10 protein-coding genes are annotated in these 15,788 nt (G+C 40.2%); 4 read left to right on the top strand and 6 right to left on the bottom strand.

The window, feature by feature from the left end:
- Nucleotides 1-269 precede the first annotated feature (269 nt).
- Entirely contained in the window at nucleotides 270-2,672 is a 2,403-nt protein-coding gene (locus AWW68_RS12970; protein WP_068221710.1) for a TonB-dependent receptor, read from the bottom strand.
- 83 nt (nucleotides 2,673-2,755) lie between these two features.
- Between AWW68_RS12970 and AWW68_RS12975 the strand changes: the two genes are divergently transcribed.
- Nucleotides 2,756-3,715, top strand: a complete 960-nt coding sequence (locus tag AWW68_RS12975) for a YheT family hydrolase (RefSeq protein ID WP_068221712.1) — start codon at nucleotides 2,756-2,758, stop codon at nucleotides 3,713-3,715.
- On the opposite strand, the gene AWW68_RS12980 is transcribed toward AWW68_RS12975, so the two are convergent.
- Nucleotides 3,712-4,074, bottom strand: a complete 363-nt coding sequence (locus AWW68_RS12980) for a DUF779 domain-containing protein (protein WP_068221714.1) — start codon at nucleotides 4,072-4,074, stop codon at nucleotides 3,712-3,714. The two genes, AWW68_RS12975 and AWW68_RS12980, sit on opposite strands and share 4 nt — an antisense overlap.
- Nucleotides 4,074-5,597: an aldehyde dehydrogenase family protein gene (locus AWW68_RS12985; RefSeq protein WP_068221716.1), complete on the bottom strand. Its 1,524-nt coding sequence runs from the start codon at nucleotides 5,595-5,597 to the stop codon at nucleotides 4,074-4,076. Before AWW68_RS12985 ends, AWW68_RS12980 begins: the two co-directional genes overlap by 1 nt.
- 200 nt (nucleotides 5,598-5,797) lie before the next feature.
- Between AWW68_RS12985 and AWW68_RS12990 the strand changes: the two genes are divergently transcribed.
- Nucleotides 5,798-6,715, top strand: coding sequence for an AraC family transcriptional regulator (locus AWW68_RS12990; protein WP_068221718.1), 918 nt, complete (start codon nucleotides 5,798-5,800; stop codon nucleotides 6,713-6,715).
- Here the strand turns inward: AWW68_RS12990 and AWW68_RS12995 are convergent.
- Genes AWW68_RS12995 through AWW68_RS13005 form a run of 3 tightly spaced genes read right to left on the bottom strand, consistent with a single transcriptional unit; the run spans nucleotide 6,712 to nucleotide 9,190 of the window.
- A complete protein-coding gene (locus tag AWW68_RS12995) occupies nucleotides 6,712-7,545 on the bottom strand; it encodes an endonuclease/exonuclease/phosphatase family protein (RefSeq protein WP_068221720.1) in 834 nt (277 codons plus the stop codon). The two genes, AWW68_RS12990 and AWW68_RS12995, sit on opposite strands and share 4 nt — an antisense overlap.
- Nucleotides 7,546-7,605: 60 nt before the next feature.
- On the bottom strand, nucleotides 7,606-8,802 hold the full coding sequence (gene lhgO, locus AWW68_RS13000) for an L-2-hydroxyglutarate oxidase (RefSeq protein ID WP_068221722.1): 1,197 nt from the start codon (nucleotides 8,800-8,802) through the stop codon (nucleotides 7,606-7,608).
- 1 nt (nucleotide 8,803) lies between these two features.
- Nucleotides 8,804-9,190: a DUF3127 domain-containing protein gene (locus tag AWW68_RS13005; RefSeq protein WP_068221724.1), complete on the bottom strand. Its 387-nt coding sequence runs from the start codon at nucleotides 9,188-9,190 to the stop codon at nucleotides 8,804-8,806.
- 242 nt (nucleotides 9,191-9,432) lie between these two features.
- Between AWW68_RS13005 and AWW68_RS13010 the strand changes: the two genes are divergently transcribed.
- Nucleotides 9,433-12,525, top strand: a complete 3,093-nt coding sequence (locus tag AWW68_RS13010) for a PKD domain-containing protein (protein ID WP_068221726.1) — start codon at nucleotides 9,433-9,435, stop codon at nucleotides 12,523-12,525.
- A 79-nt stretch (nucleotides 12,526-12,604) separates the two neighbouring features.
- Complete coding sequence (locus AWW68_RS13015; RefSeq protein ID WP_068221728.1) at nucleotides 12,605-15,760, top strand: T9SS type B sorting domain-containing protein; 3,156 nt, start codon at nucleotides 12,605-12,607, stop codon at nucleotides 15,758-15,760.
- Nucleotides 15,761-15,788 lie beyond the last annotated feature (28 nt).

A 15,788-nucleotide genomic window follows, 5' to 3' on the forward strand; every position in this document is an offset into this window, starting at 1 on the left:
TTTAGGTGCAAGAGATAATATGCGTTGTACCTAAAGGTATAGTAAGGCTTAAGGTTGTTTTCGGAGTAATGATGAAGTGTCCATAGCGGGACAGGCATTGGCTTTCCGTCAGTATTGCAGATTAGACGGAAAGGAGTATGATAAAATTGAGAGGATAAATTTTTATTACATTTTCATCCTGAGCGAAGCCAAGAGATCTGCTCAATGAACTCTTTTGGCTGATCTCTCCGTAAAGTCGAGATAAAAAAGAGTTGTGCTTAAGCATACTTTTAAAAACTAGCCCTAAAGGAGATTACCGCATTTAATCCTGGTGCGCTGATGCCAGAGGAGTAAGGTCTATAGTGAGTGTCTAGTATGTTTTCTAAGTTAAAATTGATGCTGTAATAGTCACTCAGTTTATAGGAGTTGTAGATGTTAATGGTATACCACGGAAGTACCCCATCTGCAGTATAAAGGTGTGGTTTGGCCTGTTCCGAAGGTGCTAAATCATTGAAAGCTATTCCACCATTAAACTTGATAAGAAAAGATGAAGTGAGTTTTCCTTGGGTCATACTCATACCTGCCTCTCCAAATATGGGAGGAACATGCCTGAGTGGCTCATTATTGATTTTGTCTTCACCTTTAGTATAGGTGATTGATGCATTCATAGATAAACCTTTCTGGATATTCCAATTACCGTACAAACTAACTCCCCAGATGTAAGCCTCACCAACATTTTGTTCAGCAAAAACATTACTTAAAACATCATCATATTCAATCTGACTTTGACCATTGAAAGTGAACGGCCTTCGAACTAAAGCATCTCTTAAGAATGAGAAGTAGTTTACAAAGTTAAAGCTGAATTTATCTTTGATACTTCTACTGATTCCATATTCCACATTGTAGCTGTATTCCGGCTTTGCTTCAGTATTAGGAACAACTACAGCACCTGGTTCGGAATCGAATACCTTGGCAACATCATCTACATTGGGTGCTCTAAAACCAGATGAAACCAATGTGTTGAATTTCCATCCGTTGCCTGGATTAAATACCAAGCCTAGGTTTCCCGTTAGGGCACCATTGCTCAGTTTAATTTCATTGTAAGGGAAGTTATATAAGGTATCATCTTCAAACTTCGATTTAAGTTTTGTGAAGGTATACCTTACACCTGAGTTTAGGATTAAACGGCTGCTAAGGTTGTTTTTTATGCTTAGATAAGCTGCTGCAGAACTGTAGTCCGAGCCTCCATCAGGATATCGGGTGCTTAATGCTCCAATTTCTTTGGTCATAATGTTTTCGGTGAAGGCAGAAAACTCCACCTTATTGGTAGCCATTTCTAAGCCATAGTACAGCTCGTTACTGAATCCTAGCGACTTGTAGGCATCAACATTTAGCGATAGGATATTCACCTTTTCCTTTCTGTTTCTTAGAATTTCAGATTGAAACCTTCTATCGTGTCGGCTTTCTTCTACAAACTGAATGGCTGTTGTCAGCCTTAGTCTGTCGAAAAATGTGTTTGGATAGGTGAAGTTGCTTTGAAAGGCATGCATTTGCCACAGTTGCGGTCCGTAGTACCATTCTGCATTTTTCAGAACGTTGTTTTCTTTTTCAATCAGTCGGTCGTATCTGTGAATGTCAGACGAACCGGAATAATGAAAGGAATAAGAGAAGTCCATAAATGAACCGAGTCTCCACTTGAATTTTTGCAAGACATTATATTGGTCGTAACCAGAAGGTCGCTGAATATTTGGCTTGTCGTTTTGAACAATAATGTCAGTATTGCCCTGCCGTTCAATGTATTCCAGCCTTTTACCGAAGTCGGGAAATTCATCGGTTCTTCTTGAGCCAGTTCTTAAATCGCTAAACTTGCGATAACTCACACTCGAAAAGCTTGAAAAGTTGGGCAAGCTAAATTCAATGTTATAGTTGCCCGAAATGGCACCGCTGGCTGAAGAATATCGACCAAACCCTCCTGATGAAATACCAAGGTATTCGGAGTCGGAAAAAGAGGGCTCTTTGGTGTGGAAATCCATCACTCCGCCCAAAGCATCGCTACCATAAACTACTGAGCTTGGCCCAAAAACTACTTCTGCCTTTTCAATACTAGCAGGGTCTAAGCTGATTATATTTTGAAGATTTCCACTCCTGTATACAGCATTGTTCATTCGAACGCCATCAATCACAATGAGCAAACCGTTAGCCGCAAAGCCTCTGATCATCGGACTGCCACCACCCAGTTGACTTTTCTGGACGAAAACCTGACTGTTAGAGCTTAACATATCTGCGGTGGTAGCGGGTTCGGCAAGCGCAATGTCTTCTTTTTCGAACTCAACAATTTGCTGTGGTATTTCCTCTTGATATTGTTCCCAGCGATTGGCAGAAACGACAACGCCATCCATCTCGGTAATATCTTCCTTGAGTTCAACCCTAAAGCCCATTCTGACAAGCTCTTTGTATTTGATGAGCGTTGCTCTGTAAGATGGGTGTCTGAAAATGAGTTCACCTTCGGTGGAAAAACCCTTCAGTTTAGCTCTCCCGGCTTTATCAGTGACTGCACCCTTGTCTGTTCCTCTTTCTTGAATGGTAACTAGCTCAATAGGTTTCTGTGTGGTTTTGTCAATCACCATTATGGTTTGAGCCTTGAGTGAGAAGGTCAAAATGAAGAGGGCAAAACCGATGGTAAATCGAATCATAAACTGAAACTGCGAATAAACAAAAAATGGTTTTGCATTTGATGAATTAAGGTCTTGCTTGCAACAAATATAGCTGATACCGCATGCCAATTGTAGAGTCTAAATACAAAGGTCCTCCTTTTTACTATTTCAATAAACACGCTGAAACCATTATTCCTAGCTTAATGCGTAAGGTTGATGTCAGTTATACCCGGGAACAAATAGACACACCAGATAATGATTTTCTAAATGTAGACTGGGTTAGAAATGGCCATAGAAGGTTATTGGTAATTTCTCATGGATTAGAAGGTGGCTCAGACAGACACTATGTCACGGCTTTGGCGAAGCTTTTTAGTAGCAACGGTTGGGATGTTGCAGCATGGAATAACCGAACCTGCAATGGTGAAATGAATAAGACAATTAAGCTCTATCACCATGCCGCTAGCTACGATATCAGAACGGTGGTAAATCATGCTTTAGAGACTCAAGGTTACGATGAAGTTTGTTTGGCCGGAATAAGTATGGGAGGTGGTCAGACATTGCGCTTCATGGGACAGGGAGAAGAATTCCCTTTACCAAAGCAGGTAAAGAAGGCCGTGGCTATTTCTGTGCCTTGCTATCTTCCGCATAGTGTAGAAACCCTTTATGATAAGTCGAACAAGCTCTATGAGCAACGTTTCCTAAAAAAGTTGATAGTCAAGATAAAGGCTAAGGCTCAGCAGTTTTCGGAGATCGATATTGAAGGGATTGATGATATCAGAAACTTAGAAGAGTTCGATAATCGTTATTCCGCTCCACTTAATGACTTTGAGAGTGCTAAGGCCTTTTATGAGTTTTGTAATCCTTATCCCTTTATGAAGAATATAGATAGACCTACACTCATCATCAATGCATTGAACGACCCGTTGTTGAAGGGCAAGTGCTATCCGTTTGAGCTCGCTGAAACCAATAGCAATATCTTCTTAGAAACACCCAAAAGGGGAGGTCATGTAGGTTTTGCTCTTTGGAATTCTGAATATACTTACAGTGAAAAAAGAGCTTTTGAGTTTTTGAATGAATCTTAGACTAGCTCTAGCTCTCTTAATTCTTCTTCTGAAAATAGCTTCGATTTGATGATAAACCTGATGCCCATCGGAATTTCTAACGAAAAACTAGAACCTCTGCCTTTGGTGACATCAACTGTAAGTTGAGTATGCTTCCAGTATTCAAATTGATCCCTCGACATGTAGAAGGGACAATCAGCAACTTCACCCAAAAGTATATCTGAATCATCTAGAAAGAGATCGCCTTCTGGAAAACACATAGGAGATGAGCCATCGCAACAACCCCCGCTTTGATGAAACATGAGAGAGCCATGCTGTTGCCGTAATTGGTCGACAACAGCAGCGGCTTCCATGGTTATTAAAACTCTCTGGACTGTCATTAGAAGAATCCTAATGCTTTTTTATCGTAAGATATTAGCATGTTCTTAGTCTGTCTGTAGTGAGAAAGCATCATTTTGTGGTTCTCTCTACCAATTCCAGACTTTTTGTAGCCTCCGAATGGTGCATGAGCAGGGTAATTATGATAACAGTTTACCCAAACTCTACCTGCTTTAATGCCTCTGGCAATTTGATATGCCTGATGCATGTCGCGAGTCCATAAACCTGCACCTAAACCATAAAGTGTATCATTGGCTATTTCGAGTGCTTCTGCTTCATCTTTAAAAGTGGTAACGCATACTACTGGTCCGAAGATCTCTTCTTGGAACACTCTCATTTTATTGTTGCCCTTCAGAATGGTTGGCTGAATGTAATATCCGCCCTCTAAGCCTTCGTTGTATGCTGCTGCTCCACCAGCCAACACTTCACAACCTTCCTCTTTTCCAATACTTATGTAGTTGAGAATCTTCTCATACTGGTCGTTTGAAGCTTGTGCTCCCATCATGGTATTTGGGTCGAGCGGGTGGCCGAGCTTAATCGCCTTTGTTCGTTCTACCACTCTTTCTATAAAGGCATCGAAAATGCTCTCCTGAACTAAAATTCTTGAAGGACAAGTACAAACTTCACCTTGATTTAGGGCGAACATTACGGCACCTTCCAAACACTTGTCGAAGAAGTCATCGTCAGCATCCATTACACTTTCAAAGAATACGTTAGGCGATTTCCCACCTAATTCCAGTGTAACTGGCTTAATGTTTTTGGCAGCATATTGCATGATCAACTGACCTGTGGTAGTTTCTCCTGTAAAGGCTACTTTTTCAACTCTTGGGCTAGAAGCTAAAGGTTTTCCAGCTTCAACTCCGAAACCGTTAACTACATTCACAACCCCTGGAGGAAGAATGTCTTCAATCATTTCCATCAGAATCATTATGCCCACAGGAGTTTGCTCTGCAGGTTTAATAACCACGCAATTGCCAGCAGCTAGAGCTGGAGCAAGTTTCCAAGTTGCCATTAATAGCGGGAAGTTCCATGGAATAATTTGGCCAACCACACCGAGCGGCTCCAGAATGTTGAGAGAAACCGTATTAGCATCTAGTTCACTTGCTGAGCCTTCTTCGGCACGAATTACCCCAGCAAAGTATCTGAAGTGATCAACTGCCAAAGGAAGATCGGCAGCTCTAGTTTCTCTAATAGCTTTTCCATTATCCCAGGTTTCAACCCTGGCCAAAGTCTCAAGATTCGCTTCAATTCTATCTGCTATTTTTAGCAGCATGTTGCTTCTTTCTGTAGCCGATGATACGTTGAAGGTTTTAGCAGCTTCCCATGCAGCGTCAAGCGCTAGTTCTACATCTTCTGCAGAAGACCTTGCTACCTTAGTAAAGGCATTGCCATCTACAGGAGAAATGCTCTCGAAGTATTCTCCATTGGTTGGTGCTACCCATTTACCTCCAATGAAATTATCGTACTGATCTTTGAATTTCGGTTTTTCAACCGCAGTAGCGGCTGTTGTTATTGCTTCACTCATAATTATCTATGTTTTGTTTAAAATTCATTTTAATGTTTTGAGAGTAGTGCTTTTTGTAAAATTATGTACCGCTGAAATCGTTTGCTTGATGGATTCTGCCAAAAAGATGAACAATCCTTGCATTGTCTGTCAGGCGACACTAAATTTTGATGATAATTCACTTTGGCTGAGTAATTTGATGTCAAAGGAATTGAGGTGCTATGGAGCTGTCAGACAAATTTTATAAAGACCGAAAACTTCAGACGTTAGTCGAAAATCAGACCACCTATACGGTTAACAGTGCAGAAATGCATGTTTTCGAAACTCACCAAGAAGCTGATAGAGTCTTGCTCCAATTCGATCAACCAGTTTTGGCAAGTATGTTAATGGGAAAGAAGGTGATGCACCTGAGAGACTATAGTGCATTCGATTTCCTGCCGGGCGAATCATTGATTTTGCCATCACAAGAAGTGATGTGTATTGATTTTCCTGAGGCGCAAATGAATAACCCTACCAAGTGCCTTGCCATGACCATTGATGAAGTTAGGATTAGAAAGGTAATTCAGGAAATGAATGAAGTGATGCCAAAGGCCGATGATGCAGAATGGCGCTTTACCGATTACAATTTCCACTTTACCAATGAAGTGGCGATTAACCAGATCATCAAAAAGCTGATGTTCCTTTTTACAGAGAATCATCCTGCAAAAGACTTGTTTGTAAACATGTCTTTAAAGGAATTGATCGTTCGAATTCTACAAACTGAAACCAGAAAGATCTATTCTGAGAAGGCCATTAGTATGAGTAGCAGCAATAGGCTGGCCTTTGTTGTAGCTTATATTAGAGAGAATTTGCATGAACCTTTGACCATTGAGGACCTCAGCGAAAAGGTCTGCATGAGCCCATCGCATTTTCACAGAGTATTCAAGAATGAAATGGGAATTTCTCCTGTTAACTTCATCAATAATGAGCGAATTAAGCTTGCAGAAAGTATGTTGAAAGACCCTCAGGTAAGAGTGAAGGAAGTGTATATGGCTTGTGGGTTCAACAGTCTTTCTTACTTTAATAGAATGTTCAAGCGCCAGAATAGCCTTTCTCCAAGGGCGTATAAAAATCAGTCGAATGGTTCTCTTCTTAATTAATCCTTCAACCTGAAAGTTGCTACTACTGGTAAATGATCGGAGACCCAAAGGCCATTATCTCTTTTATCGTCTAGGTGCGAATAGCTCAATACTTCTAGGTTTCTGCTAAAGATATAGTCTATTCTTCTTTCCAACTTCGAGTTTACATCGAATCCACTGAAAGTTCCGATTGGGCCGATAAGCTTACCTTTAGATTTCTCCAAGTCATCATCCATGTATTTGACAATGTTAGCGTATGGGTCAGTATCTGGAGTAACATTGAAATCACCAGTTAGAATAACTGCATCTCTTTTTCCAGTCATTTCTTTAATTTTATCAACAATAAGTTCAGCAGACTCAGCTCTTGCTTCTACACCTACATGATCGAAGTGAGTATTGAAATGCCAAAACCTGTTCCCGTCTTCCATTTCAAACTGAGCATAGGTGCAAACTCTTGGTAGAGCAGCATCCCATCCTTTAGAAACTTTGTCGGGAGTGGGAGATAGCCAGAAAGTTCCACTGGTAATTAGCTTTAAATCTTTCCTGTAGAAAATAGCGCTGTATTCGCCACCAGTTTTTCCATCATCTCTGCCAACACCAACATAGCTGTAGTTCTCCAAGTTGCTATCCAGATACTTCATCTGGTTTAAAACCGCTTCTTGAACACCGAATGAAATCAGATCATTGGCTTTTAATAGATCAACTGTGGCTTCTTTTCTATGGCCCCACCAGTTCTCATTGTCATGAGGATTGTTGAAACGAATGTTATAGCTAGCCACATTGATCTCTTGAGCGAAAAGGCTTAGTGGAAGGAGTAAAAGAACAGAAAGGTATAATCGATTAAATCTCATGCCGGCAAATAAAGGTTATCACTAGATAAACAGAAATACCTAGCATTAGTTAATTGTGAATTAAATACGTTTTAAAGCCAAGTCGCTTACCGTGTTGCCTATAGATAGTGAGGAAGTAGCAGCAGGGCTCGGTGCATTACAAACATTAATGGCTTGTTCTGACTCAAAGATGGCAAAATCATCGAGCAAACCACCGGTCCTGTCACAGGCTTGAGCTCTTACTCCAGCACCACCATCGACCAAGTCATTTTCCTGAATTTCGGGGATAAGTTTTTGAAGTGCTTTGGTAAAGGCTGCCTTTGAGAATGATCGATACATTTCTCCAAACCCTGTTCTCCAGTACTTCATAGCCACTTTTTGGAATCCTGGCCACATTAGAGACTCCATAAGTTCACCCAAATGAATCTGCGATTTCTTATAACCTTCTCTTCTGAATGCCAGTACTGCGTTAGGGCCAGCTTCGATACCTCCATTGATCATCCTCGTAAAATGTACTCCGAGAAACGGGAAGTTAGGATCAGGAACAGGGTAAATCAGGTGCTTTACTAAATATTCTTTTTCAGGTTTCAGCTTGAAGTATTCTCCCCGAAATGGGATGATTTTGAGGTCTACATCTTCAGATGTTTTCCTTGCAAGTTTATCCGAATAAAGTCCGCCACAATTAATTACTAAGTCGGCCTCAAGATTTTGTTTGTTAGTTTCAATGACTGAAATCTTATTGATTTCTTTAATGTCATTTACCTTTTCACCTAGAAAAATCTCACCTCCAAAGGCTCTTATTTTCTCAGCATATTTTTCTGCAACTGCCGTATAGTCAATTATTCCAGTGTAAGGCACTTTAATGGCCGCAATGCCATTAACATGTGGTTCAATCTCTTTCAGCTCTTCAATACTAAGCTTAGAGATCTGATCGAGTCCATTTTCTAAACCTCTATTATATAGGTTTTCAAGTAGTGGTTTTTGGAAGTCGTCTGTAGCTACTACAACCTTACCGCAAAGTTCGTAAGGTACTCCTTCTTCTTTGCAGAAGTTCAGGAGCATATCGTAACCGTTTATGCAATTCTTCGCCTTCAGGCTACCTGGTTTATAATATAGGCCTGAGTGTATTACTCCACTATTATTCCCAGTCTGATGCTTACAAATTACGGTCTCCTTTTCAACCAGAGCCAGTTTGAGTCCTGGCTTCTTTTTAAGCAATTGATAGGCAGTAGATAAGCCAACAATACCACCACCAATAACCACTACATTATATTTCATATTAGAATGGTAAGTCGTCAGAATCTTCGCTCAACCAATCTGGTTCATCATTGGCAGAGGGAGGAGGAGGTGTATTACCACCACCATTAGGAGCAGGTGCGGCAGTGCTTTCAGCATTTATTCTCCATGCTTGTAAGGTGTTGAAGTATCTGTCTTCTCCGTTCTTCGGGTCTGTCCATTTTCTTCCTTTTAGGTTGAAGCTGATGGTAACCTCTTGCCCAGTAGAGAAATTATCTAACATATCACATTTATCTTGAATGCATTCAAACTTCACATACTCAGGGTATTGAGGGTTTTCTGCAAACTCTACGACAAACTCTCTTTTTTTGAATGTGCCTGTTACTTGGTGTGTGGGAAATATCTTTTCAATCTTCGCTTTAATATCCATCAATTCAATTTTGCTTCAAAACAATTCAATTATACCAGAATACGCAAGCTAAGGGATGTGATTATCTGAATTGTGATAAACCTATTGACCTTCAAATTGTCGAATAAGAAATATTCTATTTCTGTTTAATGAAGTTTTATAATTATTCATATTTGAGGTTACCGTTGTAACACTACTACACAAAAAAGACTTTGAGGAGACTAAAACTAATTTTATTGACAAGCCTGTTGTCTGTCACAACTATGGCTCAGGTAACAACTGAGGGAAGAGAGTTTTGGTTAGGCTTCATGGAGAACGATAATCCGGCTAGTGTCGAATTAGAGATATATCTTTCATCTAGACAAGAAGCAAATGTAGTAATAACAGCGCCTAGAGGTAATTTCAGAAGAGAAATTGTTGTTCCTGCTGGTACAGCTCGATTCGTTTCCATACCTGCTAATGAATTTATGCCTGTAGATGAAGGTGTTTATGATATGGGACTTAAGGTAACTTCAGATATACCAATTTCTGTATATGCCTTGAATAAAAGACAATTCAGCGCTGATGCGGCAGTTATTTTGCCCACAACAGCTTTAGGTAAAGAGTACTTTGTAACCGCTCATGCCGAACCAAACTTTGATATTGTGGATAACGCTCGTGAGTCGGAGTTGTTGATTGTAGCGGTACAAGACGACACAGAAGTTGAAATTACACCTTCAGTGAGAACAGCTTCTGGAAAGCTACCAAATAACCCATTCACCGTCACTTTAAATGCTGGTGAAACTTACTTAATCAAAAGTGCTTTACGAACTGAAGACCTTTCTGGAACATACGTAAGGTCGGTGAGTACCAACTCTGATGATTGTAAAAATATTGCAGTTTTTGGTGGGAATGTTTTTACTAATGTAGGAGGGTGTGGTGATGCAAGAGACCACCTTTTAGAACAAATGTTCCCAATTTCTACATGGGGTAAAAGCTTTCTATATGTTCCCTACGAAACTAGATTAGGGGGAGACTATGTCAAAATCATTGCTTCGGAAGACAACACGGTAGTCAATATTTCTGGTAATAGTTCAATAAATTTAGATAGAGGTGAGGTATACAAAATAAAGGCGCTGAATGGTGTTAGAAGCGTTGAGTCAAATAAGCCAATCAGTTTCGCACAATTTAGTAGATCTCAACAGTGCGATGGGGTGCCTTCAGATCCTTTTTTCATTCTTGTAAGCCCCTTAGAGCAGAGAATAAGAGAGGTTACGTTTAATGCATTTTCTGTTGATCAGATTGACCGTTATTACCTAACAATGATAACGGAGGCAGGAGCTACAGCTGAAGTATTTTTAGATAATGTAAATGTTGGTAGTGAGTTTACAACATTTGGTAATACGGCCTATACTTCAATTGAAATAAGCCAAGGGAATCACACCATAAAGGCCCCAGAAGGGGTTATTGCTTTTGTATACGGATATGGAAATGTTGAGTCATTTGGTTATTCGGCTGGAGTTGCCTTAGAAAATTTAAACCTTCAAATTGAAGGAGATGATGAATATATCAGCATAATTGACCAACAAGCCTGTCTCGATGCTAATATTGAGTTCTCTCTCAATTTCACTTTAGAGCCAGGTGAAGTATCTCCTTATAATACGTTTGAATGGGATTTTGGTGACGGTACTACTGATAACGGAGAAGTAGTAAACCATACCTATGAAGCTCCCGGTTTTTATAATGTTATTCTGACAGCATCAGACGGTCAAGGTTCATGTGGAAATTCCGAAACAGTAGTTAAAACTATTGAAGTACAAGAAACTGAGGTCGGGCAAGTGACTGGCCCGCTGTCTGTGTGTCCTGATGTAGATGGGATAGAGTACACAGTTTCTGGCGGAGAAGGGAATAGTTACCAGTGGTTTATAGAAGGAGGAGAGTTTGACGGTCCAAGTTCTGGAGAATCTGTTATGGTAAACTGGGGGGCTGCTAGAACTGACGCTAGTATTAAAGTGCTGCCGAGTAATAGTTTGGGCTGTCTCGGAGATACTCTAATTTTACCTGTTACCATTAATAAAAGATTGGAGCCAATAGCTCCGTTTACCGAAGCAGCGGTATCTACAGACGGACTTAACTCTGAGGTTTGTGATGCTGAAAGACTAACTCAACGATATTTTCTTACCCCTACTAATGGCTCGGTTTACAAATGGTTTGTAGAAGGTGGAGATTTTATTGAAACAATGGGCACAGGAGATACTGAAGTCTTTGTAAAGTGGGAAGAGAATGTTAGCGGGAAAATATGGTATTTGGAGTCTAATCCCTTAATAGCCGAATGCGAAGGGTATTCTGATACCTTAAACGTACGGGTTTATCCTGCGCTTGAGTCAATAGTTAGTAATTCAGATGTTTTATGCAATGGAGGTGCTAGCGGAACTATTAGTTTAGATATTACTGGTGGTAAGCCAGGTAATTATCAGGTGGAATGGGATAATGGTAAAACAGGAAAAGAAATTTCCGACTTAAGAACGGGTAACTACACAGCAACTATAACTGATGAATTAGGCTGCCAGATAACAACTACAGTTACAATTGGTGAGCCAGAGAGGCTTCAGATAGCCAATGTTGTTCCGCAAGGAGTAAGCTGCTTCCAAGACAGAAATGGAGTTGCCGATTTGCAGGTAATAGGCGGAACGCCTTTACCGAATGGTGAATATACCTTTAACTGGCAATCGAATGGTTTTCAGACATCATCTACCAGCCATGTGAACTCTCGTTTACCAGCCGGAGATTATGTAGTTTCGGTAACAGATGCCAATGGTTGTCAGGCTGTAGCCAATTTTACTATTGATGAGCCCCCACTTTTAGAGGCAGACCTTGAATCATTGATCAACGATCCTATTTGTCCTCAAGCTAGTGATGGTACAGCCTTTATAGATGCAAAGGGGGGTACACCAGATTATCAGTTCTATTGGAGCAATAAACCTACCACTGACGATGCCAATGCTTCAGATTTAAGTCAAGGTGCTTATTCGGTACGGATAGTTGATGCCAATGGCTGTGAAACTTCGTTAGAAGTAGATGTAACAGAACGATTTCCAAAGATATTCTTCCCTACGGCCTTTAGCCCTAATGGAGATAGCGAAAACGAAACTTTTAAGCCAGTAGCAGACTGCCAAGTGTCATACTATATGCAGATATACAATAAATGGGGACAAGTTATTTTCTCTACCGAAGATTTATCTGAAGGTTGGGACGGAACCTATCAGGGTGATATTGCCCCAGAAGGCAAATACTCCTATGTGGTATTTTATGCAGGTAGTCTAAATGAGGTAAGCTTTGAAGAAACCTATAGGGGAAGCTTTGACTTGATTAGATAGATTCTCACTTATAGAGAGTCAGATCAATGAGTTGCTCAGTACTGGCTAAGGTAGTCTGGTTGTTTTGAGTGTATTAATAATGCAATATCTAAGTAATCACACCATGCTGAAATTGGCTCGGATCTGCTGTGCAGTATTCTTATTATTACTCGTAAATACACAACTATTTTCTCAAACTACCACCGAAGGTAAAGAGTTCTGGTTGGGCTTTATGCAGAATGAGTTAGGTGGTCCTCCAGTTTTCTTAGAAATCTATATTTCTTCTAGGCAAACGTCACAAGTTACAGTAGAAGCACCTTTAGGTGATTTTAAGCAAACAGTAACGGTAAGTCCGGGCTCTACTGAGAAAGTTGTTCTACCCACATCGGAGTTTATGCCTTTAAAGGAAGGTATAAGACCAATCGGGCTCCGAGTTACTTCAGATAATTTTGTTTCTGTATATGCTTTGAATAAAAGACAATCTAGTGCAGATGCAACGGTAGTTTTGCCAACAACAGCTTTAGGGAAGGAGTATATAGTTACTGCTCATATGGAGCCTCCTGGTGATATTATACCATCTTCTAGAGAATCAAATATGTTAATTGTAGCCACTGAAGATAATACTCAGGTAGAGGTTATAACAACTGTAGACACTTATAGAGGTCTAAAGAAAGGAGAGTCTAATAATGTTACTTTAAATGCAGGTGAGACATATCAAATCAAGTCGAGAGAAGACCTTACAGGTACAATTGTAAGGTCTGTAAGTTCGAATAATACAGATTGTAAAAAGGTAGCCGTTTTTGGAGGAAATGTTTTTACCAATGTAGGGGGGTGTGGTGATGCAAGAGACCACCTTTTTGAACAGATGTTTCCACTATCTACTTGGGGGCAAAACTTTCTTTACGTGCCTTATGAAACTCGGTTAGGTGGTGACTACATAAAAATTCTTGCGGCATTTGATAATACAAAGGTGACTTTAACTGGTGGAATAGGGACTATTACACTAGATGCCGGAGAGTCATATATTAACAAAGCTATGGATGGGGTAAGAAAGATAACCTCAGACAAACCAATAAGCTTCTCACAGTTTAGCAGGTCTCGCTCTTGTGATAAAACCAACTCTGACCCCTTTTACATAGTGGTAAGTCCTCTTGAGCAGAGAATTCAGCAAGCTACCTTCCATGCTTTTGACGTAGAAGACATAGACCGTTATTTTTTAACTCTTATCAAGTTATCATCTGATGAAAGTGATGTTTTACTAGATGGGGTTAATATAAAAAATCGGTTTAGCTCTTTCCAAGATGCCGCTTATGCATCAATAGAAATTCAGCAAGGGAGTCATACCCTAGAAGCACCTGATGGGGTTATAGCGTTTATTTATGGATATGGAAGTCAGGAGTCTTTCGGTTATAGTGCAGGTGTAGCCTTAGAAAATCTAAATGTTAAAATTGAATTAGGAGCAGAGAATGCTAGCCCAGATTTGTCTGAGATTTGTATTAATGAAACAATAGATTTTTCAGTATTTATCAAGGCTGGTCCAGATGTTCCAGATTATTCCATTTTTGAATGGGACCTTGGTGATGGTAATAAGGCACATGGAGCACAAATAAATCACCAGTATAAAGAGCCGGGTGAGTATGAGGTTTTTTTGTTAGCCAGTGACGGGTTAGGTAATTGCAGTACGCAAGACTTAATAGCAAGAAAGTTTATTGTAAAAGATTCAGCTCCAGAAGAATTGGTAGGGCCTCGGTCGGTTTGTCCAGCTACAGAAGGAGTGGTGTATCAGGTTACTGGTGATGAAGGTAACTCTTACTCATGGGGAATTGAAGGCGGTGTAATCGTTTCTTCTTCGGTGGGCAGCACAGTTACAGTGAATTGGGGAGATAGCAATGAAAATGCAGCACTTTACGTAGTGACTACAAATAGCCTTGGTTGTGAAGGAGAGAAGGTGACTTTTCCAATCAGAGTTAATCCCAATCTTCAGCCAGCCATCCCTCAATCTGAAGGTTCTAACCACAAGGAGGTCTGTTTTTCGGATCGGCAAAGAGTAAAGTACTTTACTCCTAAAACCCCTGGCTCCAGTTATCAATGGTTTGTAAATGGTGGGAGTTTTACACCAGATACAGATATCAATTCCAACGAAGTCTTCATAGACTGGGGTAATAGTTCTTTTGGAGAGGTTTGGTATAGAGAGTTCAATGAGAAACTATCTGATTGCGAGGGCTTCTCTGATAAGCTTCAAGTAAAGGTATTGAAAGAGGTTACCGTGTCGCCAGAGGTGTTTGATGTACTGTGCAAGGGAGAATCTAATGGAAGTATTGTCCTAAACATTGCTGGAGGTAAAGGTGGTGCTTATGAGGTAACATGGGACAATGGAATGCAAGGGGAGTCAATAAGTGGTTTGAGTTCAGGGAATTATATTGCAACTGTAACCGATGAATTGGGCTGTTCTACCGTTAGTAGCATATACGTAAATGAGCCAGATCCATTGTTTGCTAATATTGAGGTTATTCCCTCATTTTGTTATCAAGAAGATAGTGGAGGAGCCAAAGTAGAAGTTCAAGGCGGTACACCGTTTCAAGCTGGCAATTACTCATTTTTGGTAGAAGGTAATGGCGTCTCTAACGTATTTAGTAGTGGTGATATAAGTGGACTGGGGAAAGGTGAGTATACCATAACCATCACTGATAGAAATGGATGTTCAATTTCTCAGAATATAGAAGTTTCTGAACCATCGCCTCTTCAATTCGATATGGAAGCATTTATTAAAGTTCCAGTTTGTCCTGATGAATCAAATGGAAGAACTTTTATAGATGCTAAAGGAGGCACGCCTGATTACAGTTTCTATTGGAGTAATAATCCAAATGTTGCTTCAACCGAAGGAAGTGGGTTTGCAAAAGGAACTTACACGGTAAAACTGGTAGATAGCAATGGATGCGAGAAGAGTATGACATTTGACATTTCTGAAAGAGAACCAAGAATCTTTATTCCCAATGCGTTCAGCCCAAATAATGATGGTGAAAATGACATTTTTATGCCACAGGCTGATTGTTCTTCAGGTTTTATGATGCAGGTTTATAATAAGTGGGGTGCTGTAGTATACACCACTACCAACGTTGAAGAGGGATGGGACGGAACATATCTTGGAAAACCAGCAGCTGTAGGTAACTACTCCTACCTGATTTTTTATTCAGGAGTTGTAAATAATCGTCCTTTTGAAGAAACCTACAGAGGAAGCTTTAATCTTATTCGTTAATAGTACAGAGTTCCTTGTCTTTCTTTAA

This window comes from Roseivirga spongicola (genome assembly GCF_001592965.1).
Classification (GTDB): Bacteria; Bacteroidota; Bacteroidia; order Cytophagales; family Cyclobacteriaceae; genus Roseivirga; species Roseivirga spongicola.

Coding starts and splice junctions, on each gene's coding strand:
- lhgO (WP_068221722.1), bottom strand. CDS start 8,802: ATGAAATATAATGTAGTGGTTATTGGTGGTGGTATTGTTGGCTTATCT.
- AWW68_RS12970 (WP_068221710.1), bottom strand. CDS start 2,672: ATGATTCGATTTACCATCGGTTTTGCCCTCTTCATTTTGACCTTCTCA.
- AWW68_RS13010 (WP_068221726.1), top strand. CDS start 9,433: ATGGCTCAGGTAACAACTGAGGGAAGAGAGTTTTGGTTAGGCTTCATG.
- AWW68_RS13005 (WP_068221724.1), bottom strand. CDS start 9,190: ATGGATATTAAAGCGAAGATTGAAAAGATATTTCCCACACACCAAGTA.
- AWW68_RS13015 (WP_068221728.1), top strand. CDS start 12,605: ATGCAATATCTAAGTAATCACACCATGCTGAAATTGGCTCGGATCTGC.
- AWW68_RS12975 (WP_068221712.1), top strand. CDS start 2,756: ATGCCAATTGTAGAGTCTAAATACAAAGGTCCTCCTTTTTACTATTTC.
- AWW68_RS12980 (WP_068221714.1), bottom strand. CDS start 4,074: ATGACAGTCCAGAGAGTTTTAATAACCATGGAAGCCGCTGCTGTTGTC.
- AWW68_RS12985 (WP_068221716.1), bottom strand. CDS start 5,597: ATGAGTGAAGCAATAACAACAGCCGCTACTGCGGTTGAAAAACCGAAA.
- AWW68_RS12990 (WP_068221718.1), top strand. CDS start 5,798: ATGGAGCTGTCAGACAAATTTTATAAAGACCGAAAACTTCAGACGTTA.
- AWW68_RS12995 (WP_068221720.1), bottom strand. CDS start 7,545: ATGAGATTTAATCGATTATACCTTTCTGTTCTTTTACTCCTTCCACTA.